We start from the raw sequence: 24,214 nt of genomic DNA, 5'->3' as shown, positions 1-24,214 counted from the left end.
CGGCTACTGATCGTCGCCTTGGTGAGCCTTTACCTCACCAACTAGCTAATCAGACGCAGACCCATCTCTAAACGATAGCTTACATGTAGAGGCCATCTTTCTTATCTCAGTCATGCAACCGAGATACCACATTCGGTATTAGCACCACTTTCGCGGTGTTGTCCCCAATTTAGAGGCAGGTTGTCTACGCGTTACTCACCCGTTCGCCACTAAGTATCCATTACTGAATACTCCGTTCGACTTGCATGTGTTAGGCACGCCGCCAGCGTTCGTCCTGAGCCAGGATCAAACTCTCCAATAAAGTTTGCCGTCTATCTGCTTCTTAGTTTATACTTGCAGCTATCTTAATTTAGGAAGACATGCTTCTTAATTAGACGCAACAGGCACAAGTTCAAAGTCACAGTGTGACAACATTATATTGAAGCCATTTAATGGCTCATTAAAATCAAAAATTGTTATTGGTTTGTGTCTTGCGACACGCACGCTACACTGGCCCGTACAATGTATCGAGAATCCATAACAAGACGGCCACTTAGACCATTCTTATCATGTAGCTCATACGATAGTACGCTTTTTATGATGCATTACTTTACATTGTTCAGTTTTCAGGGAACGACATCACTACTTGTTATAGTAGCCACGCGCATGAGTGCGCTAGTGTACGGACGTGCCATGGACGGCACGCTTTGTCCGAGACCGACAATTATATATGCTATCATGTTTACTTAAACATGTCAACATATTAGTAATTATAAAGCCACAGTAAGCTCTCTACTTAGCTGTGGCCTCAAGGCAAATGCTATTATACCAATACCAAAGCCATTCATCAACATGAAATAACTGGCAAATAATATTCGCACTTAACTGCTCGCGTTAGTGCCAACGCTGTTGTTACCGCCATTATGTCCGTTTAACATATCACTATTGAGCGGAAACGGGAACTGAACATACGTATTGGGTACTTCGCCGACAACAACGTACTCGGCAATAGGCACCTGCGTATTAACGCTGATACTTTGGCTGACCAACGGAACGACAATACGAATTTGCGTAGTAGCAGCTAAATAGACCATATGCCTAGTTTGATTGATACCCGCTTGTTCAAATTTATCGACTACTTTAACTTGGACTGTACCCATAGGAATAATAGTAACCGTAATTTTCGGCCCTAAACTGGCCAGCATTTGACTACCGAACACCTGACCAATAGGAATATGTATTTTCTCTTCGGTTATTTCTTTCAATGCATCCTGTACTTTCATTGTGGTGTCAGCTGCTAGTCTGTTAAACTCCATCGTATTAGGTTGAATGAGCACTACTCGCCCGTGTTCGTCCAATGTAACGTTTACTAGTATCTTAGGGTCAACAGTAAGGCTAACTCTATTATTAATTACATTGTTGATAGATTGAGTTGCAATGATCGTGGCCCGTGTTTCAGCAATAGCCATAAGTGTTGGCTTTAGATGGGTTTCCAGCCGCCAGAAGAAAACCACCAATAAAACCACCAATCCAATAATACCTAGCGGAAAGAGTGGTATTGTACGCTTTCGTCGCACAGAAAACCGCATGTCTCCCCCTCCTCTAAACCACTCTTACTCTGTTTACTTATTATATATATGGCGAAAGCTGATTATTGGTTACTAAATTACACATTCATTACAATTAAATTAATGGGAATACTAAAAAAAATATTGCGAGGTGATATACATGGATGGTTTAGACAAGTTGAAGCTCCGCATTGCCAATGAAACACTTGGCAAGGAAATGCATACAGAGATAAACGCTCAGAATTTTGAAAGTGTTCTTGATGAAAAGAAGATGGAAGTCGCTGAGGAATTAGGCTTAAAAGACAAGATTGAAAATGTTGGCTGGGAAAACATGACTACCAAAGAGGTTGGTAAAATCGGTGGTCGTATGGGTGGCCAGATAGGGGGACAAATGGTCAAAAAGTTAGTTGAAATGGCAGAATCCCAAATGGCTCCTGTAGATGATGCAACTATTGCTGATGCTAAAGAACACTTAGAAGGCAAACAGTGAAAATAAAAATTGGGTCGCAGGATGCGACCCAATTTTTTATTTAATTACACAAACTTTTCTTACCTGGATAACATACAATTTTATAGACCCAGTTAATGATTATCGTCTTAGAAGATAAATGATTTTATTCTATTATAATACGGTGATAATTCTTCTTGCCCTTACGGACAATGAGGCTATTATTTTCGAATAGATCGGCCGTAAGCAAAAAGTCGAGCTCGGATACCTTGGTTTCACCAATATAGAGGCCACCCTGCTGAATCAGTCTCCGCCCTTCACTTTTAGACGGGATAATCCCGGTACTCAAGAGAACATCAATCAGCTTAGCGCCTATCATATCAGTGGTTACCGACACAGTTGGTGCGTTATCGAAGTTTCCGGCTCCACCGAACAGCGCTTCAGCAGCCTGCTGGGCTTTTTCAGCTTCAACCTGACCATGGATTAGCTTGGTCACTTCAAAAGCCAGCGTTTTCTTAGCGACATTAATATCTTTATCCTTAAGAGCACCCAGGCGCCGGACTTCATCCATCGGCAAAAATGTAAGGAGGGCCAAGCATTTTTCTACATCGGCATCGTCAACATTACGCCAGTATTGATAAAAATCATACGGAGAAGTCTTCTCTGCATCAAGCCAAAGGGCTCCCTTTTCGGTCTTACCCATCTTTCGTCCATCACTGGTAGTTAACAAAGTAAAGGTCAGTCCATAGGCTGGTTTTCTTTCCTTACGCCGGATCAGGTCTGCACCGGCCAAGATGTTGGACCACTGGTCGTCACCGCCCATCTGCATGATACAATCGCACTGTCGGTTAAGTTCCAGAAAATCATAACCCTGCATTATCATATAATTAAACTCTAAGAAAGATAAGCCTTTTTCCATCCGTTGCTTAAAGCATTCGGCAGTCAACATGCGATTGACAGAAAAGTGTACACCGATCTCCCGAAGAAACTGCACGTAATTAAGGTTTAATAACCAGTCAGCATTATTCATCATCAACGCTTTGCCGTTGGAAAAATCAATAAAGCGCTGCATCTGTTTTTTAAATAGCTCGCCATTATGCGCAATATCTTCTGGTGTCAACATTTTCCTCATGTCAGCTTTGCCAGAGGGGTCTCCCACCATTGCTGTCCCACCACCTATAAGGCAAATAGGACGGTGGCCGGCCTGCTGCATATGAGCCATCACCATCATTCCCAAAAAGTGGCCAACATGCAGACTATCTGCAGTAGGGTCAAAGCCGATATAAAAAGTAATTTTTTCCTTAGACAATAGCTCTGCGATTTCTTCTTCGTGAGTCAGTTGTTGGATAAATCCTCGTTCTTTGAGAATATCTAGTACAGACACGTTTAAAATCCTCCTTAATTGACCGGATTCATTGCCGGTAAAAAAATAAAACCCGTCCCTGGTCAGGGACGGGAATAAACCCGTGGTACCACCCTTGTTGCTGACAATTAGCCACTCAAGCGAAGTTAAAAAACTTCTTCCTAGCCAAATAACGGTGGCGCTCCGGCCCGGCTTACTAATAATATACTTTCAGCCTGCTGCTCATAGGTGTATTTCAGTCAGTCTGCCTACCGGGTTCCACCATCCCCCAGCTCTCTGTAAGGCTATTATGACTTACTTTTCCTAGTCATCACATTTCTAAATATATGCTTCTATTTCTAATATACCTGAATATGATCACGCTGTCAATTTCAGCCATACTATGTCAGCTTTTTTAAGGCGCATTATAACATAACAACATTAATATTGCAAACTGTTGCCAAACAAATGCCCTATCAATAGTTTTTTGTGGTATAATGATTAGCGAATCAAATCCAATAATCTGACTGCAAGCCACTATTAACTGAATTTGTAAGGAGAGGAAGCCATGCAAGATAAAGATAAAGACAATGAAAAAAAAGAAACTGCCAGGCGCAAATCTAAGAAAAACACCCGAACAATTACAGTGATTGCTGTTGTTGTGTTCTTGGTTATGCTGACAGGAGCTGGGCTGGGTTTTTTAACAGCTAGTATTCATACTATGCCGAGCTTAAAAGGTGAAATACGCCCAGCCGTTTCTTCCCAAATTTTCGACACTAACGGCAAGGTGATAACAACCATTCATTCAGTAGAAAACCGTTTACCTGTATCAATTAATAAAATACCTAAAGACTTACAAAATGCGTTTATTGCAGCTGAAGATGTCAGGTTCTATCAGCATAGCGGCATCGATCCCCGTGGGATTTTGCGCGCAGTTTGGTCGAATATGACAGATAGGGGAATATCTGAAGGCGGCAGTACCATAACTCAACAGTTGGCTAGAAATGCGCTGCTTTCCCAGGACCAGACAATTAAACGTAAAGTCCAAGAAGCTTTTTTATCTTTACAAATTGAACGCCAGTACAGCAAAAATGAAATCTTCGAAATGTATATGAATCAAATCTATTTTGGTCAGGGTGCTTATGGAGTTCAAACAGCAGCACAAGTATACTTTGGGAAAAATGTTGAGGATTTGAATTTAGCAGAATGTGCACTAATTGCCGGTATACCCAAAAGCCCTAATTATTATTCTCCTTCCAGCAATTTAAAGGCTGCCAAAGAGCGGCAAGCTGTTGTACTCGAACAAATGGTCAAGTACGGTTATATTGATTCGAATACAGCTACTAAAGCAAGAAATAGCGAGATTAAATTGGCCACCCGCCCGGTGACCAACACAAAAACTTCTTCATATTTTACCGATTATGTAATTCAACTTCTTATTGAAAAATATGGGGCAGATGCCGTATATAAGGATGGCCTCAAAATATACACAACATTGGATCTCGAAATGCAAAGTGCAGCTGAGAATGCTATGGAGCAGCTGCCGACTACCCGCACCGAGAGTGGCATCAAACAACCCCAAGGGGCATTAGTAGCAATTGACCCACATAGCGGCCATATCAAGGCAATGGTTGGCGGACGCGGCAATGACCAGTTTAACCGAGCAGTGTTAGCCGAACGTCAGCCAGGCTCTGCATTCAAGCCTTTTGTCTATTTAGCGGCTATTGAAAGCGGCCTTACTCCTGCCAGTATTATTGATGACAGTCCGGTTAGTTTTGGCAGTTGGTCCCCAATAAACTATGACGGAAAATTTCATGGTCCGGTTACCATGCGTAGTGCACTTGAGCAGTCACTAAACATTGTGGCCGTAAAACTGGCTCAACAAGCTGGTATCGACAAATCCTTATATTATGCGCAACAGATGGGCATATCTACTCTGGTGCTTAAAGGCGACACAAATGATCGTAACCTGGCCATGTCCTTAGGGGGTCTTACGCGTGGCGTAACTCCTCTGGAAATCGCGAGTGCCTATGGCGTATTGGCCAATAGCGGCGTTCGCGTTGAACCTACGGCTATTGTTAAAGTGGTTGACCGCAACGGTAAAGTAATCGAACAGCATGTACCTAAAGAGAAAGTAGTTGTTAACGAGCGCAGCGCATATATTCTCACCGATATGATGCGTGGGGTTATCAACAACGGTACAGGCGCAGGCGCTTATTTTGGCCGGCCTGCTGCTGGTAAAACAGGTACTACCAGTGATCATAAAGATGCTTGGTTTGTCGGTTTTACTCCCGATTTAGTAGCTGCGGTTTGGATGGGCAATGATAACCCAGGATATTTGAGAGGTGTCACCGGTGGAACCATTCCAGCCAGTATCTGGCGGAGTTTCATGAGTGATGTTTCCACGAAATATGTTGCCCGTGACTTTGTTAAACCCTCTGGTATTGTAGCTGCCAGAGTATCGACTAAGGATGGATTATTGCTTAATGATCCCAATAATAAAGAAGGCCGCAGTGAAATTTTCGTTGAGGGAACTCAACCCACTAAACTTTCCACTGTTATGTCGACAAAAGACGATAAAGATGGTAAGGATAAAGATGGCAAGGACATCAAGCAGCCTGATCAGACGAACGCTACAGGAGAAACTTCAGGTACAGTTGAAAAAACTTTACCGCCAGCTCCTGGGAAGAATGACCATAATGGCATGACCCCATCATCACCACCACCACCGCCTAAACCTAATGATCCAGCAAAAAAGAACTAATAAAAAAACACGCGTAAAAATTACGCGTGTTTTTCAATTTAAGCGCATATACATTTATTAGTAATTAACAGGGTGTATTACAATCGTCCTGGCAGAAACAAAGTAATAGTATGATGATAATGATAATAATTACCCAACTATTTCCGAATCCTCCGCCAAATCCTCCGCCAAATCCACGTCCCATTGTATTTCCTCCTTCTCTCATCTTAAAGAGTGCTTTCTCTTTAATGCAATATATGAACCTTGTGTTTTTTTTGTCACACACTTTACAGCATGTGCCTAGTGTAAGTAGGGAGATTATAAAGAAGTGTCGTCGCCCTCAAAAAAGAACAGTAACAGGATAATGATGATAATCCAGATGCCGCTAAATCCATTACCGCCAAACCCACAACGAGACATTTAAACTACCTCCTTAATTTATCTATTAATGAGGGCGAAGTACCGCCCGCCCTTCTACTTCAATATATACAGTTTAAGGAAGAAGTGTTACTGGCCTTAGCTTACATTTGATGGCTAATTTTTGTTTATTTCAAATAATCTTCTGATTTGTTTGGGAGCATCTGTCGCTACTTTCACTGACTGCATTGTACTATTAATTACATCGGTAACATTCCGGATTTTATCTACAGTAGAAGACATAGAATCAATTCGCCTGTCCATGGAGAAATTTTCGGAAGCCAGACTCAATATAATTACCATCAACTGAATATTGAAGTTAGGATTTTCTATCACTTTTCTAAATAAGGCAGCCGGTCCGCGAGAGTTCTGTTGTTTTTTTGGTATTGCTGCCGGCAGTGGCGCCGGTCGCTCTTCTACTTGTTCTGTGGTTTCAATTTCGTTTTTCACCACTTTATCCGATCGTTCTACATGCCCCCCTGCAGTTCGCTGATACTTTCGCACGCGCATCTTTCCCACCCACCCTTCATAATGAATTTTTTCTTACTCCAATATATGAGAGATACGAGTATTTGGTTTCTCCCGAAGTTTGGACACTCACAAAAAATCCTAAACTGAATAAATTGGATAAAGAAAACACGGCTTGCGCCGAGCCTTTGGCGAAAGCGGAAGCCGATGTTGCCCTTATCCAGGAGAAAGTTATACTTTCTATCAGGATAAAATATAGGAGGTGCATATAGTGTTTGAACAATTCGGAAATATTATGGAAATGGTTAAAAAAGTCCAGAGTAATGTCGACAATATTCAGGAGCAGCTTAAACAGGAACGAATAGAGGTATCGAGCGGCGATGTTGTAAAAATAACTGTAAACGGTCAGCAGGAGCTTATCACGATCCAGTTAAATGCAAAATACCTTGTGGCAGATAATGCAGCTTTACTGCAAGACTTATTGACAGCTACGATAAATAATGCTCTAACTAAATCACGGGATTTAAACCAGGAAGCCATGAGTAAACTTGCTACAGATTTAAACCTACCTAAAATCCCTGGCATGTTTTAAGGAGGCGGTACTATGCCGAACGATACCGATAATCCAAGCTCATCATCGCTATTGGGTTCAATAACCCGGATGCTGGACGCTACTATTAATGCTGGGGCAGGCCCTGACAATCTAATTTCTGTTTTAGCACTGTTATGCTTATTTTCCATTGTTAACAAAAACAATGCCGTCAGCCAGCCCATCCAAACTCAATCGGCAGCCAGCAATAATCCCCTACATAAGTTACTGGGTGACTTGACAAAGGGCGGTGATGGTGGCAGCGGTATCGGCGGCAGCGGCCTCTCGCCTGATACCTTAATGTCACTTCTACCATTACTAAACAGTCCTCAGCTTAAGTCCAAACTCAATCCAAGTACTATGGGTACAGTATTGGGATTATTGAACAATCTCGGCGGCGGCACCCAAGAAAAGCCCAAACCTGAGAGTAAGCCTGAGCCTAAGCACGAGCCGCCAAAACAATCTGAACCTCCCCCCCCGCCTGTTCTCAATCAACAGCCGGCACCAGCACTTAAGCAACCGCCAGTATCGCCCCAAGAGGGCGAAGATTCCGAAGATGCAGAAGGCAAAAATTATGGACGATATCTAAACTGGAAAAACAACTTCTAAAAACAAAAAAACAGAGGTACACTTTACTTTCAAGTGTACCTCTGTTTTTTTGTTTGCTTTATGCCCGATCAAAAAATGGACTTTTCCCTGACACACTCAGCGGAATACCGTAAGCAATTTTTACATCTTCTTCAAATATATCAAGATTAAGTGCAGCACGACCAATGGAAAACATAATTCTGTTGTCAACATGATGCTGAGCAGCTACGCTGACCGCTGACCCCAGGGCAATACCCAAGTCACCAACGCTGATAGCGCACATTCCCGACTCCTCAGTATTCTCTTTACAGTTAGCATACCCGCAATAACCGCAAGGCTGAACACCCATAGGCTTGACTTTTTGTCCGAGCAATACTGCTAGCTGCGTTTTCTCCAAACATTTAGCATCACGTTCAAAAAACTGCGCACCGCTCACTTGAGCGATTTTTTTCATTTCTTCGACAAGTTGATCTTTAGTTCTTCCCTTTACAGTCATTACCACTAAATTGTCTATTCCCCGGCCCTTAGGCGCTGTCCGGGCAGCTACACACATCAAATCTGCAACATGCTCAATAGCACGCTGCTCAATCTCTTTACTTTGGATAATCATGCTCGCTTCTCCCCCCAAAAAAAATAAATATGCTTGTAGATCTATACTAAGCCAATCTAGCTACAGTGGCACCAGTGCCACCTTCGTTAAGTTCGGCTATGCGTATACCTTTTATATACGGGTGAGTTTCAAGATACGCTTTTACTCCTTTTCGTAGCGCGCCTGTACCCTTTCCGTGGATAATGAGCACCTCGTTTAAGCCCGACAGTATCGCATCATCAATATATTTATCAAGTATCGTCTCAGCTTCCTCAATCGTCATGCCTCGAATGTCAATCTGCCTTGCGGCCGTTTCTACCTTGGTCATGTTAACATGTCTAGTTGTCGTTATTTCTTTAGGCTTACCTGATTCAGACAGCAGCCGGCAAACAGATATTGGTACTGTGAATTTTAACACTCCAAGCTGTACCGTAACATCTGTGCCGCCTACCGCTAATATTTCTCCTTGCTGTTTTAATGTCGCAACATAGACCTTCATACCTGGCTTTAGAATTTCTGCCGATAACTCAGGTAAATTTCCCTGTTCGTCCTGATCAAATCTATGAACTTCATTACTACTTGACTTTAGCTTCCGCCGGGCATTCTCGATGGCATTCTGCCTCTCTCGCCCGCTATGTTCAGAAAACTGAGCTTTTAACTCAGCAATTATTTCTTCCGCATTGCGCTTGGCTTGCCTGATAACAGCAGCTGCTTCTTCCTGTGCTTTAGCCAATACAGCAGTTCGTTTTTCCGCAAGACTCTGCTCTTTAATAGATATTTTTTGTTTTGTGTTGTTTAATTCCTGTTCTAAGCGCTTTACTTCATCGACTCGGGCAGTAAATGATTTCTTCTGTTCCTCTAATGCGTGCAGAATTGTTTCAAAATCGGTGTGTTCTTTATTTATTAATTCTTTAGCCCGAGCTATAATTCCATCTGTTAACCCGAGTCGCCGGCTAATGGCAAACGCATTACTGCTGCCAGGTATTCCAATAAGAAGGCGATAGGTAGGACGCAGGGTTTGTATATCAAATTCTACGCTGGCATTCTCAATTCCATGTCTGGTGTAAGCAAATGTTTTTAATTCACTATAATGCGTAGTGGCAATAGTCTTAGCGCCGATACTATGAATGTACTCAAGAATAGACATCGCCAAAGCAGCCCCTTCACTCGGGTCGGTACCTGCTCCGATTTCATCGATAAGCACCAAATCATTAGCGTCTATTTTTTTTAGTATCGCAACTAGATTGGTCATATGCCCAGAGAATGTGCTCAAACTTTGTTCAATACTCTGTTCATCGCCTATATCGGCGAAAATATTGCCGATAATCGGCATCTCAGAATCAGGCGCAGCTGGCACAAATAAACCTGCTTGAGTCATAAGCGCAAATAAACCCACAGTTTTTAGGGTTACCGTTTTACCACCTGTGTTAGGTCCAGTAATCAGCAAGGTAGTAAAATGCCGCCCAAGATGAACATCAATCGGCACCACATGTTCACTGGGAATCAGCGGGTGCCTCGCTTGAATCAGATTGACATAGCCCTGCTGATTGATCACTGGCTCGATAGCCCGCATATCAATACTCAGTTTTGCTTTAGCAAAAACAAAGTCCATACGGGCTAAGATGGCAAGGTTGTTTGCTATGGTTTCTGACACTTTAGCTATCTGCCCGGTTACCACTGTTAAAATTCGTTCAATTTCGGTTTTTTCGGCAGCCACAAGCTGCTTTATATCATTATTTAAATTGACTATAGCAATTGGTTCAATAAACAAGGTAGCACCACTGGCTGATTGATCATGCACAATTCCAGGGAAATTATTACGGAATTCCTGTTTAATCGGAATCACATACCGGTCGCCACGCATAGTGACTAACGTATCCTGAAAATACTTTTGGTATTCGCCAGACCGTAAAATACTATCAAGTTTTTCTTTAACTCGGCTTTGTGCTTGCCTTATCTCGCGTCGCAGCTTGGAAAGCTCGCTGCTGGCATCATCTCTGATCAAACCTTGTTCGGTCACAGTTGTTTCAACTGTGGTTTCGATATTCCTTAATACGATGATCTGTCCAGCTATAGACCCCAAAAGCGGTGTTTCTACAGTCAAGTCAGTAAAAAAACTCTTCATACGTCTGGCAGCATATAGTGTACTCGCTACAGCCAATAATTCATGCGGTTCCAGAATAGCACCTAGTTCAGCCCTTTTTATTGTAGCACGTACGTCGCGAATTCCCCCGAGCGGCACACTAGGTACATTGTTCATTACCACGCGTGCTTCGGCGGTTTCAGCAAGTCGCTCTTTTACTTGGCTGGCATCATTCACAGGCACTAAGCTTTCTGCAAGCTCCCGCCCAATAATTGAACCAGTACGTTCGGCCAGCATATCCCGAATCTTATTATATTCTAATGTTGACAACACGGATGCTTCCATGTAAATTCTCCTCTAATAACACTATAATACGCCTCTAAAATAATGACCTCGTGTAATATGTTCATGCTCTGCACTGGCAGTTTTGTCTTGGAGGATAAGCGGGTGACGCTCCCCCTGATCAATTAGCTCACGGTACAGTCTAGTAATACGGGCAACTTCCTTTATTGAGCTATATTTAGCCTCAAACCGGAGTCGACTCAGACCGGCGCGCATGAGCCGTGGAATATGCGGCAGCATGGATAATTCTTTCGCATTGAGAATATGCATGCGGCAAAATTGATCAGTCGCTATAGGAAACAACTCATTCATTCTATCCTTTATCCAATATTGACCACGCAGACAAGCTTGATCGCAATTCTTAATATCCTGTCCGCCTAAGAAACTGCCAGGCATACAATAGTCGGAAATCATAAGGGTTAAATATCCATGCACCAAACATTCTACTGGGGCCAGCTTTTTAGCAGCCAGTTCTTCGACTTGAGCAAAATTAAGTTCTGGCGAAAATGTTAGACTGGCTAACCCTAAGTCACTAAAATACTTTGCAGTAACACTGTTGTATATATTTAACGGGTAATCTCCGTGCAATGGAATAGTAGTAAACTCTTTGAGCATTTGAAGTGTGCCAATATTACCTACACTTATAGCATCAGGCTTAATCTCATTAAACAGAAAAACATTCTCTTTTATCTCAGGTATTTGACTTTGCTGTACCAAGCGTGGTGTATTAAAAACAATCTTACGGCCGTGCTGCCGGACATAAGCTGCCGCATTCTGATATTCTTCGGCAGATAATGCGCGTTTGCCAAAACATTCGCCACCAAACATGATAATATCTGCGCCGCTATCAACAGCAACCTTTAATTTATCAACAGCATCAACATTTACCACAAGTTCTGGTTTCTTCCCTGGTGACGTTGTTCGCACCTGCGGCACTAGCGCTCCAATAGCTTTGTCTTTAGGCAGCTCCGGCCTATCAAACTTTGCCAGACGTGCAGCCTCAAGCTGTTCTACTGCCCGGCGTCTGGCATCATTGATTTCGCTGATCGGCACCATTACTTCGCCTTGAATCGAACAATCCAGATTAGTCAGCGAAAAGATAGTAGTTCCCATTCGCTCAATTTGTTTAGCAATAGTATCTGGTGTAAGGGGTCTTTTTAACGCCTTTTCCGCTATAAACGCTGTTTGAGCCTGACCGGTAAATCCCTCGGAGTCTTGCAAGGATATTACCATTGGCTTACCTTCTTCAACTGTTACCGTAACATCGACCGGTATCCGTCGCACAGCCTCTGCTCTGCCAAAGTACGCTCTAGCCCGCTCCATCAGCTTAGCGTCAAATACCTTAAATACTCGGTCGTTATCGCGAACAGGCGAACTTACCGAGATAGCTACCGCGGTATTGGCCTGGGCTTCGGTAACAGGACTGCCATTAACAGTCATAGCACGAACAGTGACATTGACCCGTCCGCCAACTTTAACCCAGAACTCAATAATATCGCCGATGGCCAGTGGCTCGTCCAATTTAATTACAGCAATCTTGCCTGCTGCCTGATAACTAAGTACCCGGCCAACCCGTACCCCACGGTTATTGGGACGCCGGTCACTCATCATATTGCGTCCATTTTTTCCATAAAGATGCGCGGTAGTAAAGTCACGGTTAAAGATCTGTGCTAAATCCTTCTTATCTTGCTGACTGACGCCATAATTGTCCCGTTTTTCCAGATAGCGTTCAATCGCTCGCCGGTAAGCATCAACAACAACGGCAACATATTCCGGACGCTTCATCCGGCCTTCGATCTTAAAAGAGGCAACCCCTGCCTCAATAAGTTTAGGCAATATCTCTATAGTATTAAAATCTTTCGGACTCAATAAATATTCACCAGCATCTGCCTGACTTAGGACATCATTGCCACTGGCGTCAACAAGGGTATAGGGTAGGCGGCAGGGCTGGGCACAACGGCCACGATTGCCGCTGCGACCACCAATCATACTGCTCATCAGGCATTGTCCCGAATAAGAAATGCATAACGCGCCATGAATAAAGGTCTCTATTTCTACTGAACTATTTTTACATATGTATTCAATATCAGTAAGCGGCAGTTCCCGCGCTAGCACCACTCTTTCAAAGCCCAAATCGGCCAAGAAATTGACACCCTCTAAATTATGAGCCGTCATTTGCGTGCTGGCATGAAGAGGCAAATTAGGCACTACTTTCTTGGCTACTACGGCCACACCCAAATCCTGCACAATAATGGCGTCCACGCCTATATCATATAAATGCCGTAAATAATCCACCAAAGCGGATAGCTCACTATCATCCAGCAATGTATTAACTGTAACAAATACCAATACACCACGCAAATGGGCAAACCGTACGGCCTCCGCCAATTCATCATCAGTAAAATTAGGGGCGTAATGTCTGGCACCAAACATTTTGCCTCCAAGGTAAATAGCATCTGCCCCGCCTTCTATTGCCGCAACCAGAGCTTCTTTACTGCCGACAGGCGCAAGTAATTCTATCACATAGATCATCCTTTCCCAAAACCTCTATTATAGCAGGAGCAATACCTGTTAAATCAGTAATACCACTTACCAATTTTTTTGCTTGATGCCCAAGGGCAATGAGCGGAACCTTACTGAATGTATGGGTTTTAGCACTCATATCCTCAAAATTGCCATGGTCACTTGTTATAATTAGTAAAGTATCGGCAGACAGCCGTTTATAAACCCCACTAATGAATTCATCCAGTATTCCTAGAATCCGTTTCGCGTACTGCCAATTCTGCTTGTGACCTGCTCGGTCTGTCTGAAAATATTCAAAGATAGTAAAGGAATATTTCCTGGAAATATTAACCAAATTATTAGCGGCTTGCATTGGACTTATTACGGGAATACCATCTATTCCAAAATCTGAGAGCATTTCATTAGTAATATCTTGATAGACAGCCTCACCGATTTTCATTTCCGGCAATGACCTAAGTGTCATACCAGTACTCATGGCTGCCAGTGTAATTGCCGAATGACGACGCTTACGCTTAGCCACTAGTTCAAAGTAATCTGGTGTATACATATTTGCTGAAGTTGCCGTGAGGCCATTCTCTGTTAGCTTCTTCATAATATTGTCGTCACTAATAATCTTAGATAGTTGAGGCCCTGGAAAGGCCTGTATATGACGCCCCATTGCTCTGGCAGTATTTATACCAGTAAGAATAGCAGCCTGCCCTGTTGCGCTTTGGGGCAGCCCGGTCACGCCTAACGTAGCATCAATCGGAATTAAACAGCTTTCCGGCGTAATAATTGAACCAATATCATGGGTTATTGGCTGACCAAACACCTCATTGAAAGTAGGAAGGCCAAAACGTACTAGCGGATTGATCTCAGGATTATTACTTCCTAAACCAAACCCATCAATAAATATTAATAGTACCCTCATCTCTCAAACCCGTCCTTATATGTAGCATAAAGTAGACTTAGCTTCAGATGGGGTTTTAACCCCACCTGAAGGTTAGTCGCCCTTATCCAGGCGGAAAGTTACACTTTCTAACAGGATAAGAAAGAAGAAGGGGCATCCCTTCCTCTCGTTAGTGCACTTCTTGCTCTTTATTGTCTACTTTCGCCTCGCAATCTGCGTTTACTGCTTGCTGTTCACGCAAATGGGCGGCTAGAAACTGGACATCATCCATAAATTTTTCAAATTTAGTCCATTTTTCGCCTGCTAGGCTTAGTGGATTGTTATAGATGCCCTTAATATAATCTTCAAACTGTTTTTTAGTTAACGGCTCGTTTTCGGGTGTGCGAAGCATTGTAAACTCACCACAACTCTCCAACCGCGCTACTTCAATAGCGCTCACGTCAGATAAATCAAGTCCTTTTTTATGTAGTTCCTGTCGCAGATCGTCGTAATTAAAGTGAGTTTTGGTAAAGTTTTCTCTGATAATACGCCCGTCCTTCACTAAGGTTACTGGTGTACCTTCAAACCATTTACGCAAAGTATTGTTCTTCAAGGCCAAATAGCCTATTAGCTGTTGGAGTAGCAACAATACTACCAACGCCTCAATCCCTGCCCCTAACGTAGGGTTCTGATCCATTGTACCAGCCACAATGATATCGCCAATACCAACCATAATCACAAAATCAAATGGAGATAACTGACCTACGGTACGGTTACCCATCATCCTGACAACAAGCAAGGCAACAGTGCATAATATCAGCAAGCGTAATAAAACCGGACCAATTGAACCGCTGTCAAACACGGTACCACTCCTTTTCTGTCAGTATTATTAACATGACTTCCAAGTGTTATACCGTATTATAGCTACTAAAAGAGGCTATTTATCCTCTTTTATCAATTCAATGAGTTCGAGATAATCCTGCTCTAACCGGAGAAATTCATCAGCAATATTTAATGCTGTCAATACAGCAATTTTGGTTGGCGACAGCCTAAGGTTAGTTTTAGCCGTTTTTTTCATGCGTTCATCAAGCATTGCTGCAAGACGCATAATTCGCTCTGGTTCAATATTACCTTTTAGTGCATAGCTTTCACCGTATATTTCAACGGTAACTTTGTTTTTTATATCTGACATACTCCACCTGAAATCATATATTTATTGAGACTATACTTCTACCACCCAAAAACTAATTCCTGCTAGAAAAAGAAAAAAGGCGGAACAACCCGCCTGGTAGATAAAAATTATTGATCGCTAACAGCTTTGGCTTTATTTAAAACACTATTACGATAGCTGTAAATAAAGTACACAACGAAACCGATAGCCGACCAAATCCCAAACCGTACCCAGGTTTCTATCGGCAAATTAAACATTAAATAACCGCAGGACAGGACAGCTAATGGTGCAATAACCGAAACAGCTGGGCACTTGAATGGACGGGGAATATCAGGTTGAGTATGTCGAAGGACTAATACACCAATTGCAGCAACAACAAAGGCAAACAACGTACCAATGTTGGTAAGCTCAGCGATAACGCCTATTGGTGTAAAACCGGCGATAAGCGCAACAGCGATGCCAGCAACGATCGTAATAATATGCGGCGTTCCGTATTTAGGATGTACCTTACAAATACTGGCCGGAATGAGTCCATCGCGTGACATTGCAAAAAATATTCTTGTCTGTCCATACATCAATACCAATAACACTGTAGTTATACCGGCGATAGCGCCAGTACCTACCAAGGCTGAGCCAAAGTTATAGCCAATGGCACGAAGCGCATAGGCAACAGGTTCAGCGTTATTCAAATCCTGGTAAGGAACTACCCCTGTCAAAACACCAGCAACAATAATATAGAGCACCGTACATACAACAAGTGACCCAATAATACCTATAGGTAAATCTCGCTTAGGATTGCGGCATTCCTCAGCAGCCGTAGCCACAGCATCAAAACCGATGTAGGCAAAAAAGATAATTGCCGCACCTGCCGCTACGCCGGAGAAACCATATGGCATAAGTGGTGACCAATTAGCGGGATTTACTTTAGGCCCAGCTAAGGCAAGGAAAATAAAAACTGCAACAAGTTTTACTATTACGAGAACTTTATTGAGTGTAACACTTTCCTTAGTACCACGCACTAATAAAAGACTTAAAAAAAGTGAAATAAGCATCGCTGGAAGATTTACAATTCCCCCATCGGCAGGAACGGCAGTGAGCGCCTTAGGAAGTTCAATACCACCAGATTTCAGCAGCCCGACCATATAGCCGGACCAACCAGCAGCTACAGCGCTCGAGCCAACCGAGTATTCAAGAACAAGATTCCAGCCAACAATCCAAGCAATGATTTCACCTAGTGTAGCGTAACTATATGTGTACGCACTCCCCGCAATTGGTACAATGGCAGCAAGCTCGGCATAAGCCAAAGCAGCGAATGCACAGGCCAAGCCAGAAATAACAAAGGATATCATAATTCCAGGACCAGCGTACTCAGCGGCAGCTACACCGGTTAAAACAAAAATTCCAGTACCGATAATGCAACCTATACCTAGAAGTATTAAGTCAGTTGCGCCAAGACTCTTTTTCAGACCTTTTTTCTCTGCACTATCTTTAAGCATTTCAATACCTTTTGTGCGGAAAACATTCATACTATCACCTCTCTGTAATTTCTTCCAATGGAAAAAAATAGACCTGTCCACAAAAGACAGATCTATTTTCTATAAATATCCAGCTAGCGCAGACATTTACAGACTACGTCCATCACGGTTAACAGTGTAACACAAAAATGAACATAGGTAAAGGTTTTTTTGTTCTTGTGTAGGAGACATTTTCCAGGTTATTCCCGGAGTTTCGCCGCGAAAGTCTTTTCTAAATAAACAATTATATTTCTATAATGTTCATCAATTACAACATCTGTCAATGTCCGGTCATTTGCCCGGAAGGTAAGCGAGAAGGCTAGACTGCGTGAGCCAGCTGTCACTTGCTGCCCAGTATAAACATCAAATAATTGGACAGCCGTAAGTAAGGGACCGGCATTTTCAATTATGGCTTGGGTTACAGCTCCGGCTGGAACATTTTCAGATAATACAAGCGCTAGGTCGCGAGTGATGGCCGGAAACTTCGGCAAAGCCTGGTAGCTGGGTTTAGCTGCTGCGTGTTTAACCAAGGCCTCAACATTTAACTCAAACAAATATACCTTACGGTTTATTTCATACGAATTAAGGACCTCCGGATGAACTTCGCCAACTACGCCCAGCAGGTCGCCGTCTTTTTTGATTGCAGCAGTTTTTCCTGGATGCAAAGACACATTGCTAGCTGCTTCTACAATGTAGTCGTTGATCCCCAGTCCTTCGAGGACTACCTCTACACTACCTTTCGCATCGTAAAAATCCACCGTATCACGTGTCTGATTCCATGCCAAAGTATGACGTTTACCAATAAGAGCCCCGCACAACATGAGCGGCTCATCAGGCAGCTCCTTGAGAGGTAACTCTTTAGGTAAATATACTGAACCAAGCTCGTAGAGCTTAAATTCCTCATTTTTCCGTGAGAGGTTACGGGCTATCGTATCCATCACGCCGCCCAGTAAAGTAGTACGCAAAATGGGAAAGTCGTCTGTAATGGGGTTCAAAACCTCGATAGTGCGGCGCAAAGTGCTGCCTTCTGGAATATTTAGTTTGTCAAGAGCATCTGGGTGAGAAAAGCTGAACGAGATAATTTCTGAAAAACCGCTCCCTGTTAACAAGGCTTTAATCTTATCTACAATTGTCTGGGTGTTGCTCTGCTTGCCTTGGGCCATGCAGCCGGCTGGCGTAGTCGAAGGCACATTATTATAGCCGTATATCCTGGCAATTTCTTCACAAATATCAGCTGGCATCGTAACATCACCGCGCCATGTAGGTACAGTTACAGTAATCTGTTCTGCCCCAGCATCAACATCAAACTCGAGGCGTTTAAGTATATCAATCATCGTGCTGGCCGGAATATCTGTTCCCAAATACTTATTTATTTGTTCAGGCGTAAAGGCAACCTGTCTTGGCAACTGCATATCAGGATAAACATCAACAATTCCTGGGCATACCTGGCATGCGCCCATATCTTCAAGCAGCTTGGCGGCCCGATCAAGTGCCTTAATAACATTAGCCGTATCTACCCCGCGTTCAAAGCGCCCAGATGCTTCAGACCGAAGTCCCAGCGCTCGTGAGGTCCGCCGGATGCTCACGCCTTTGAACGAAGCCGCTTCCAACAGGACGTTTTGTGTACTGCCAGTTACTTCAGTAGCTAAGCCACCCATAACCCCAGCAATACCAACAGCCTGTACTGCATCGGCAATAACCAGCATATCGGGTTCAAGTTCCCGTTTAACGCCATCCAGTGTAGTCAGTTTTTCACCAGGATTGGGCTTACGAACAACCAGACTATGGCGTGCCAGCAGGTTATAATCATAAGCATGCATCGGCTGTCCCAACTCCAGCATGACAAAGTTGGTCACATCTACGACATTGTTAATCGGTCTCATCCCAGCAGCTTGGATACGCTGCTGCATCCAAGCTGGCGATGGTCCCACCTTAATATTAGTAAGCATTCTGGCGGCGAATCTTGGACAGAGGCTAGGATCGGTTATTTGGATATTAGTTAAGCTAGTAGCTTTCTCGGTACCAGCCTCTTTTAGTGAGAGCATAGGCTTCTTCAAAACAGCACCAGTCAGTACAGCAATCTCACGAGCAATGCCTATGATACTAAAACAGTCTGCCCTGTTAGCAGTAAGTTCAAATTCAAGCACAACATCATCAAGCCCAAGCGCAGTACGAATATCGATCCCAACCTCGGTATCGTTAGGCAAAATATAAATGCCATTTCTTGCCTCAGATGATACCAGCTTGTTATCAATATTGAGCTCCTCGGTTGAACATAACATACCGCTCGATAACATGCCCCGCAGTTTTGTCGGCTGAATACTCATCCCACTCGGCAGCTCAGCGCCTACGGTTGCGACAGGCACAATATGTCCCTGTCGAACATTGGTTGCTCCAGTAACAATGGTAAGCACTTCTGTCCCAATATCAATTTTGCACACTGACAATTTATCAGCATCTGGATGTGGCCCGATTTCTATTACTCTTCCAGTAACTACACCTGATATATTCTTGCCTAAAGTTTCAACCGCCGCAACAGGAATCCCAGCCATGGTCAGCATATCGGCCAGCTTTTCCGGTGTCTCGTTTATTTCAACATAATCTTTAAGCCATTTAATTGACGCTCTCATAACTTTCCCCCTTTACTAGTCTTAGAATTGACGTAAAAAGCGTATATCATTGTCAAAAAACAGTCTAAGGTCATCAATACCATATGTCAGCATTGCAATACGTTCTACGCCCATACCAAAGGCAAAACCACTTACCTGGTTCGGATCAAAACTGCTCATTTCCAGCACACGCGGATGAACCATGCCTGACCCCAAAATTTCAAGCCAGCCAGTACCTGAGCATACCCGGCACCCTTTACCTTCACACATTACACAGGAGATATCTACTTCTGCGCTAGGCTCGGTAAAAGGAAAAAAGCTAGGACGGAATCGTACATTGACTCTATTGCCAAATATTTCTTTAGAGAACAGTTCAAGCGTACCTTTTAAATCGGCAAAACTTATGCCTTTGTCAACCACTAACCCTTCTACCTGCTGAAACATTGGTGAATGGGTAGCATCATAATCTCTCCGGTATACTTTCCCAGGGGCGATAATTCTAATTGGCTGATTAGGCTCAGCCGACTGCATTGTCCGGACCTGGACAGGCGAAGTATGCGTCCTGAGTAAAAATTCTTTTGTTATATAAAAAGAGTCTTGCATGTCGCGCGCAGGATGATCCTGGGGTAGATTTAACGCCTCAAAGTTATAATAGTCTTTTTCGACTTCTGGGCCTTCGGCAATTTCAAAGCCCATTCGCATAAACGTATCCTTAATTCGATTGAGCGTAAGTGTCAGCGGATGTAAATGACCCAGTTCAGCCCGCCGCCCCGGTAAGGTTACGTCAATAGTTTCTGACGCCAACTTCCGGACAACTTCGGCTTGTTTCATAACTTCAAACTTGTCAGAAATAATTTGTTCAATTTCATTTCTTATCTCGTTGACAACTTGCCCCACGCGCGGCCGGTCTTCCGGACTTAATGCCCCAAGGCCGCGCAACACGCCTGTCAACAGTCCCTTTTTCCCTAAATACTTCACTTTCAGCTCGTTAAGCGCGTCTTTACCGGCAATCTCTGCCAGCTCTGTAAGAGCTGTTTCCCTTAATGACTTAAGCTCTTGTTCCATACATGCCTCCTAAGGAATAAAATAAAAAGACTTTCAGCCCCAAGGGGCGAAAGTCTTGATTTCGCGGTACCACCCTAATTATACTCAATTTCCTGTAACGCGGAAAAAACGCCAGACCTACACAAGAACCTCTTCAGTCCGGATACTCGGAAGTGAACTTCTGCCAGCTGTTTCGGCGCCGCTCTCAATCTGTGGCAGCATCCTCCCTGTAGAAACGTGGCTAACATACTCTCTTCGTCATTGTACTGCAATGAAAATCATTATTAAATTATTGCAGCATCAGCCGTTTATACCACAAATACGCAGCAATGGAACCGGTAGCTTCGAACATTCTCCAGAAGAATTCGGCGGTCATCATCGTAAGACCACACCCTCTCTGCCTGTAATGGCAATTTCCGTCATTGCTAAGCGTATTATATCATAGCATTGTGCAAATTACAAGTTGCCCCGCTGCCGAACAGCCTCATATATTATTACGCCTGCAGCTACTGCAACATTGAGCGATTCAGCCTGGCCGACAAGCGGTATATTAATGCGTGCATTAGCTGCTTCAATCAGTTCATGGCTCACCCCTTGTCCTTCATTACCTAAGATAATGGCAACAGACTTTGTAAAGTCTAGCTGATAATAGACATCTGATTTTTGCAAACAAGTAGCCAGCATGGTAACACCACTCTGCCTGAGTTCTGATACCAACTCTTCAGGGGTTACGCCTTCTATTACCGGAAGATGAAATAAAGACCCCATCGTTGCGCGTACCGTTTTCCCCGCATATATATCTGCCGATCCCTTAAGCATAATTACGCCTGTACAGCCGGCGGCATCTGCCGTACGGATAATTGTACCTGCGTTACCTGGATCCTGAATACCGTCTAAAACAACAATCAATGATGACATATTGTCTTGCGTGATCATTTGAGTGATCGAAGCCTGGCGCTTTTTTAAGACAGCCATAATTCCTTGCGGCTGCTCTGTATCAGATATTTTATTATAGATATCTTCAGGTACTATTACCATGCGACATTTTGTTGCGGACAACTTATCAATAATAACTCGCGTCCGTTCACGAGATGCAGCGGCTTCAGTATAAATACAGACTTCAGCAGGCCATGCAGAAGCAGCACATTCTTCGACTATGCGCATTCCCTCAGCCACGAACATTCCTAGACTATCCCGGTACTTTCTTTGCTTAAGTGAAGTAACTTCTTTGATTAACTTATTTGTCGGGCTGGAAACGAACTCGGTCATTCTAATTCCTCTAGCTTTCGAACACCTTTTGTTTGACCAACAAAGATTAAAATATCTCCAGTTTTAATTTTCTCGTCAGGCAGCGGCGGGACAATAAGTTCTTCTCCCCGCTTAATAGCCACGACGTTAACTTCATATTTAGCCCTTAAGTTAGCTTCTGCAAGACTTTGGCCTACTAATGACTTTGGTGCAGTGATTTCAACAATGCTAAGGTTGGGAGATAATTCAATAAACTCTAATACATTTGTTGATACCAGGTTGTGAGCAACCCGTTGCCCCATATCACGCTCTGGATAAACAACACGGTCTGCTCCGATTTTGGATAGCATCTTACCATGTAATTCATTGCGCGCTTTAGCCACAATATATTTTACGCCAAGATCTTTAAGCAAGAGTGTTGTTAAAACATTGGCTTGAATATCTTCACCAATGGCAACAACTACTACATCAAAATTACGGATACCTAAGGCTTTGAGCGAGTTTTCATCAGTGGTATCAGCCTGAACAACATGGGTTACTTCTTCACTAAATTTTTGAATTCGCTCTTCGTCTGCATCAATGGCTAACACTTCACAACCAAGCTTATATAATGCGTTAGCCACACTAGTACCAAAACGCCCTAATCCGATAACAGCAAATTGCTTGTTTTTATTTTTCATGATAACGCTCTCCTCTTAACCGATAATAATTTTACCTTCTGGATATTGCAAATTACCCTTTCTGGTTTTTAATGCCAGCGCCAATGCCAAGGTAACCGGACCAACCCTTCCAGCAAACATGGTTAAAACAAGCCAAAGCTTGCCAGTAGTTGTCAAAGTTGGCGTAATCCCCGTTGATAAGCCTACAGTACCAAACGCAGATGTTGCCTCAAATAATAATTTAAGAAAAGGTTGTTTTTCAGTAATACTGAGCATCATAGTTATAAAAATAACTAAGACAGCTGAAATCAGCATTACTGAAAATGCCTTATAAATAATTGAATAAGGAATTCGCCGTTCAAATAGTTCTGCATCATTTCTTCCCCTGATAAGCGCCCATATGGCAGCTCCCATAACACTAGCTGTTGTAGTTTTTATCCCGCCGCCTGTTGATGACGGTGATGCTCCGATAAACATGAGCAGTACTATAAAGAATAGTGTGGCATCAGTAAGCTTACCGATGTCAAGAGTATTGTACCCTGCCGTACGCGGTGTCATCGACTGGAAATAACTTCCCAAAATTTTTCCTTGCCAAGACAAGTTAGCCAATGTATCCGGGTTATCATATTCCAGCAAAAAGAATACAATTGCACCAAAAATCATCAGTATTAAAGTAGTAATTAATACAACCTTAGTATGTAAAGAGAACCGAGAAAAGCGGCGGTTTGTCCAAATATCTGCAATTACGGTAAAACCAATACCGCCTAAAATAAAGAGCAACGAAATTACTAAGTTAACTACAATGTCATTTACATAATTGGTAATACTAGAAAACGGGCCAGTAACGCTACCAAATAAGTCAAACCCTGCGTTGCAAAAAGCTGAAACTGCATGCCAATAGCCAAAATAAAAGGCTTTGGAGCCCAACTCTTGGTACCATCGGATTGCCAGAATGGTACCGCCAATAAACTCGATTAATAAGGTTGCCTTGATCATATACTGCATCAGGCGTACAACTCCAGCTACTGAAAGCTGATTCAACGCTTCTTGCATGACTAGTCGCTGCCTTAAATTAATCCTTTTGCCAATCAGTATTGCCATCAGTGTTGACATGGCCATTATGCCTAAGCCACCGATCTGAATTAAACTCACTACAACAAGTTGTCCGAATAATGAAAAGTATGTACCAGTATCAACTACAACTAAGCCGGTTACACATACAGCCGAAGTTGCAGTAAATACAGCATCAATAAAACTTAATCTTTGGCCTGTCGCTGATGCCATCGGCATCATTAGCAAGAATGCCCCTCCCAAGATCAGCCCCGCAAACCCCAACACGAGTATCTGGTATGGGGTAAGTTTCCACTGAGCGATATCGAGCAGGTTAGCAATTTTCCCCTCCAAAATATTCCACCTCTTATT

At 43.2% G+C, this 24,214-nt stretch carries 20 protein-coding genes, 1 rRNA gene and 1 other annotated feature; of the genes, 5 read left to right on the top strand and 16 right to left on the bottom strand.

Annotated features, from left to right (window positions below):
* A 16S ribosomal RNA gene (locus tag B9A22_RS16005) occupies nucleotides 1-301 on the bottom strand; the annotation flags it as partial.
* Between the two features lie 559 nt (nucleotides 302-860).
* On the bottom strand, nucleotides 861-1,568 hold the full coding sequence (gene yunB, locus B9A22_RS16000; RefSeq protein WP_084576943.1) for a sporulation protein YunB: 708 nt from the start codon (nucleotides 1,566-1,568) through the stop codon (nucleotides 861-863).
* Between the two features lie 139 nt (nucleotides 1,569-1,707).
* On the opposite strand from yunB, the gene B9A22_RS15995 reads away from it, so the two are divergent.
* Nucleotides 1,708-2,037, top strand: coding sequence for a small, acid-soluble spore protein, alpha/beta type (locus B9A22_RS15995; RefSeq protein ID WP_245824021.1), 330 nt, complete (start codon nucleotides 1,708-1,710; stop codon nucleotides 2,035-2,037).
* Between the two features lie 124 nt (nucleotides 2,038-2,161).
* Here B9A22_RS15995 and tyrS read toward each other — a convergent pair whose 3' ends face one another.
* Nucleotides 2,162-3,379 carry a tyrosine--tRNA ligase gene (tyrS, locus tag B9A22_RS15990; RefSeq protein WP_084576942.1) on the bottom strand — a complete coding sequence of 406 codons (1,218 nt, stop codon included), beginning with the start codon at nucleotides 3,377-3,379 and terminating at the stop codon, nucleotides 2,162-2,164.
* Between the two features lie 61 nt (nucleotides 3,380-3,440).
* Nucleotides 3,441-3,678: a binding site (T-box leader), on the bottom strand.
* A 227-nt stretch (nucleotides 3,679-3,905) separates the two neighbouring features.
* On the opposite strand from tyrS, the gene B9A22_RS15985 reads away from it, so the two are divergent.
* A complete protein-coding gene (locus tag B9A22_RS15985) occupies nucleotides 3,906-6,101 on the top strand; it encodes a transglycosylase domain-containing protein (protein ID WP_084576941.1) in 2,196 nt (731 codons plus the stop codon).
* A gap of 513 nt (nucleotides 6,102-6,614) precedes the next feature.
* Here B9A22_RS15985 and B9A22_RS15980 read toward each other — a convergent pair.
* Complete coding sequence (locus tag B9A22_RS15980; protein WP_084576940.1) at nucleotides 6,615-7,007, bottom strand: hypothetical protein; 393 nt, start codon at nucleotides 7,005-7,007, stop codon at nucleotides 6,615-6,617.
* A gap of 229 nt (nucleotides 7,008-7,236) precedes the next feature.
* On the opposite strand from B9A22_RS15980, the gene B9A22_RS15975 reads away from it, so the two are divergent.
* Together B9A22_RS15975 and B9A22_RS15970 are read left to right on the top strand one after the other, a co-directional pair.
* Nucleotides 7,237-7,557 carry a YbaB/EbfC family nucleoid-associated protein gene (locus tag B9A22_RS15975; RefSeq protein ID WP_084576939.1) on the top strand — a complete coding sequence of 107 codons (321 nt, stop codon included), beginning with the start codon at nucleotides 7,237-7,239 and terminating at the stop codon, nucleotides 7,555-7,557.
* Between the two features lie 12 nt (nucleotides 7,558-7,569).
* Nucleotides 7,570-8,163 (top strand): hypothetical protein, encoded by a 594-nt coding sequence (locus B9A22_RS15970; protein ID WP_084576938.1) that lies wholly within the window; start codon nucleotides 7,570-7,572, stop codon nucleotides 8,161-8,163.
* 58 nt (nucleotides 8,164-8,221) lie between these two features.
* Here B9A22_RS15970 and B9A22_RS15965 read toward each other — a convergent pair whose 3' ends face one another.
* The 9 genes from B9A22_RS15965 to pheS form a co-directional block, all read right to left on the bottom strand.
* Nucleotides 8,222-8,752 (bottom strand): ferredoxin domain-containing protein, encoded by a 531-nt coding sequence (locus B9A22_RS15965; RefSeq protein ID WP_084576937.1) that lies wholly within the window; start codon nucleotides 8,750-8,752, stop codon nucleotides 8,222-8,224.
* A gap of 46 nt (nucleotides 8,753-8,798) precedes the next feature.
* Nucleotides 8,799-11,159 carry an endonuclease MutS2 gene (locus B9A22_RS15960; RefSeq protein WP_084576936.1) on the bottom strand — a complete coding sequence of 787 codons (2,361 nt, stop codon included), beginning with the start codon at nucleotides 11,157-11,159 and terminating at the stop codon, nucleotides 8,799-8,801.
* Nucleotides 11,160-11,180: 21 nt separating this feature from the next.
* Nucleotides 11,181-13,688 (bottom strand): U32 family peptidase, encoded by a 2,508-nt coding sequence (locus B9A22_RS15955; protein WP_245824020.1) that lies wholly within the window; start codon nucleotides 13,686-13,688, stop codon nucleotides 11,181-11,183.
* The gene (locus B9A22_RS15950; protein ID WP_084576935.1) at nucleotides 13,648-14,589 is read right to left on the bottom strand and encodes an alkaline phosphatase family protein; all 942 of its coding nucleotides are present in this window, start codon (nucleotides 14,587-14,589) and stop codon (nucleotides 13,648-13,650) included. Before B9A22_RS15950 ends, B9A22_RS15955 begins: the two co-directional genes overlap by 41 nt.
* A 148-nt stretch (nucleotides 14,590-14,737) precedes the next feature.
* Complete coding sequence (locus B9A22_RS15945; RefSeq protein ID WP_084576934.1) at nucleotides 14,738-15,409, bottom strand: DUF421 domain-containing protein; 672 nt, start codon at nucleotides 15,407-15,409, stop codon at nucleotides 14,738-14,740.
* A gap of 75 nt (nucleotides 15,410-15,484) precedes the next feature.
* Entirely contained in the window at nucleotides 15,485-15,739 is a 255-nt protein-coding gene (locus B9A22_RS15940) for a cell division protein ZapA (protein WP_084576933.1), read from the bottom strand.
* Nucleotides 15,740-15,846: 107 nt separating this feature from the next.
* Nucleotides 15,847-17,244: an amino acid permease gene (locus B9A22_RS15935; RefSeq protein ID WP_084576932.1), complete on the bottom strand. Its 1,398-nt coding sequence runs from the start codon at nucleotides 17,242-17,244 to the stop codon at nucleotides 15,847-15,849.
* Nucleotides 17,245-17,432: 188 nt separating this feature from the next.
* Nucleotides 17,433-19,862, bottom strand: a complete 2,430-nt coding sequence (gene pheT / locus B9A22_RS15930; RefSeq protein ID WP_084576931.1) for a phenylalanine--tRNA ligase subunit beta — start codon at nucleotides 19,860-19,862, stop codon at nucleotides 17,433-17,435.
* A 21-nt stretch (nucleotides 19,863-19,883) separates the two neighbouring features.
* Complete coding sequence (gene pheS / locus B9A22_RS15925; protein ID WP_084576930.1) at nucleotides 19,884-20,906, bottom strand: phenylalanine--tRNA ligase subunit alpha; 1,023 nt, start codon at nucleotides 20,904-20,906, stop codon at nucleotides 19,884-19,886.
* A gap of 55 nt (nucleotides 20,907-20,961) precedes the next feature.
* Between pheS and B9A22_RS25515 the strand changes: the two genes are divergently transcribed.
* Nucleotides 20,962-21,330 carry a hypothetical protein gene (locus B9A22_RS25515; RefSeq protein ID WP_176215553.1) on the top strand — a complete coding sequence of 123 codons (369 nt, stop codon included), beginning with the start codon at nucleotides 20,962-20,964 and terminating at the stop codon, nucleotides 21,328-21,330.
* An 11-nt stretch (nucleotides 21,331-21,341) separates the two neighbouring features.
* Here B9A22_RS25515 and B9A22_RS15920 read toward each other — a convergent pair whose 3' ends face one another.
* The 3 genes from B9A22_RS15920 to B9A22_RS15910 are packed head-to-tail and all read right to left on the bottom strand — an operon-like array spanning nucleotide 21,342 to nucleotide 24,196.
* Complete coding sequence (locus B9A22_RS15920) at nucleotides 21,342-22,154, bottom strand: TrmH family RNA methyltransferase (protein WP_084576929.1); 813 nt, start codon at nucleotides 22,152-22,154, stop codon at nucleotides 21,342-21,344.
* On the bottom strand, nucleotides 22,151-22,813 hold the full coding sequence (locus B9A22_RS15915) for a potassium channel family protein (RefSeq protein ID WP_084576928.1): 663 nt from the start codon (nucleotides 22,811-22,813) through the stop codon (nucleotides 22,151-22,153). Before B9A22_RS15915 ends, B9A22_RS15920 begins: the two co-directional genes overlap by 4 nt.
* A gap of 15 nt (nucleotides 22,814-22,828) precedes the next feature.
* Complete coding sequence (locus B9A22_RS15910) at nucleotides 22,829-24,196, bottom strand: TrkH family potassium uptake protein (protein WP_371361009.1); 1,368 nt, start codon at nucleotides 24,194-24,196, stop codon at nucleotides 22,829-22,831.
* Between the last annotated feature and the right edge of the window lie 18 nt (nucleotides 24,197-24,214).

It is taken from the genome of Sporomusa malonica (assembly GCF_900176355.1).
Taxonomy (GTDB): domain Bacteria; phylum Bacillota; class Negativicutes; order Sporomusales; family Sporomusaceae; genus Sporomusa; species Sporomusa malonica.
Note: the sequence above shows the minus strand (reverse complement) of the source record. Positions and strands in the feature narration are given on the sequence as shown.

Bases quoted from the DNA above. Each gene is read 5' to 3' on its own strand.
- pheT (WP_084576931.1), bottom strand. From the start codon at position 19,862: ATGAGAGCGTCAATTAAATGGCTTAAAGATTATGTTGAAATAAACGAG.
- B9A22_RS15950 (WP_084576935.1), bottom strand. From the start codon at position 14,589: ATGAGGGTACTATTAATATTTATTGATGGGTTTGGTTTAGGAAGTAAT.
- B9A22_RS15915 (WP_084576928.1), bottom strand. From the start codon at position 22,813: ATGAAAAATAAAAACAAGCAATTTGCTGTTATCGGATTAGGGCGTTTT.
- B9A22_RS15980 (WP_084576940.1), bottom strand. From the start codon at position 7,007: ATGCGCGTGCGAAAGTATCAGCGAACTGCAGGGGGGCATGTAGAACGA.
- B9A22_RS15940 (WP_084576933.1), bottom strand. From the start codon at position 15,739: ATGTCAGATATAAAAAACAAAGTTACCGTTGAAATATACGGTGAAAGC.
- B9A22_RS15995 (WP_245824021.1), top strand. From the start codon at position 1,708: ATGGATGGTTTAGACAAGTTGAAGCTCCGCATTGCCAATGAAACACTT.
- B9A22_RS15920 (WP_084576929.1), bottom strand. From the start codon at position 22,154: ATGACCGAGTTCGTTTCCAGCCCGACAAATAAGTTAATCAAAGAAGTT.
- B9A22_RS15955 (WP_245824020.1), bottom strand. From the start codon at position 13,688: ATGATCTATGTGATAGAATTACTTGCGCCTGTCGGCAGTAAAGAAGCT.
- yunB (WP_084576943.1), bottom strand. From the start codon at position 1,568: ATGCGGTTTTCTGTGCGACGAAAGCGTACAATACCACTCTTTCCGCTA.
- B9A22_RS15970 (WP_084576938.1), top strand. From the start codon at position 7,570: ATGCCGAACGATACCGATAATCCAAGCTCATCATCGCTATTGGGTTCA.
- B9A22_RS15985 (WP_084576941.1), top strand. From the start codon at position 3,906: ATGCAAGATAAAGATAAAGACAATGAAAAAAAAGAAACTGCCAGGCGC.
- pheS (WP_084576930.1), bottom strand. From the start codon at position 20,906: ATGGAACAAGAGCTTAAGTCATTAAGGGAAACAGCTCTTACAGAGCTG.
- B9A22_RS15960 (WP_084576936.1), bottom strand. From the start codon at position 11,159: ATGGAAGCATCCGTGTTGTCAACATTAGAATATAATAAGATTCGGGAT.
- B9A22_RS15935 (WP_084576932.1), bottom strand. From the start codon at position 17,244: ATGAATGTTTTCCGCACAAAAGGTATTGAAATGCTTAAAGATAGTGCA.
- B9A22_RS15965 (WP_084576937.1), bottom strand. From the start codon at position 8,752: ATGATTATCCAAAGTAAAGAGATTGAGCAGCGTGCTATTGAGCATGTT.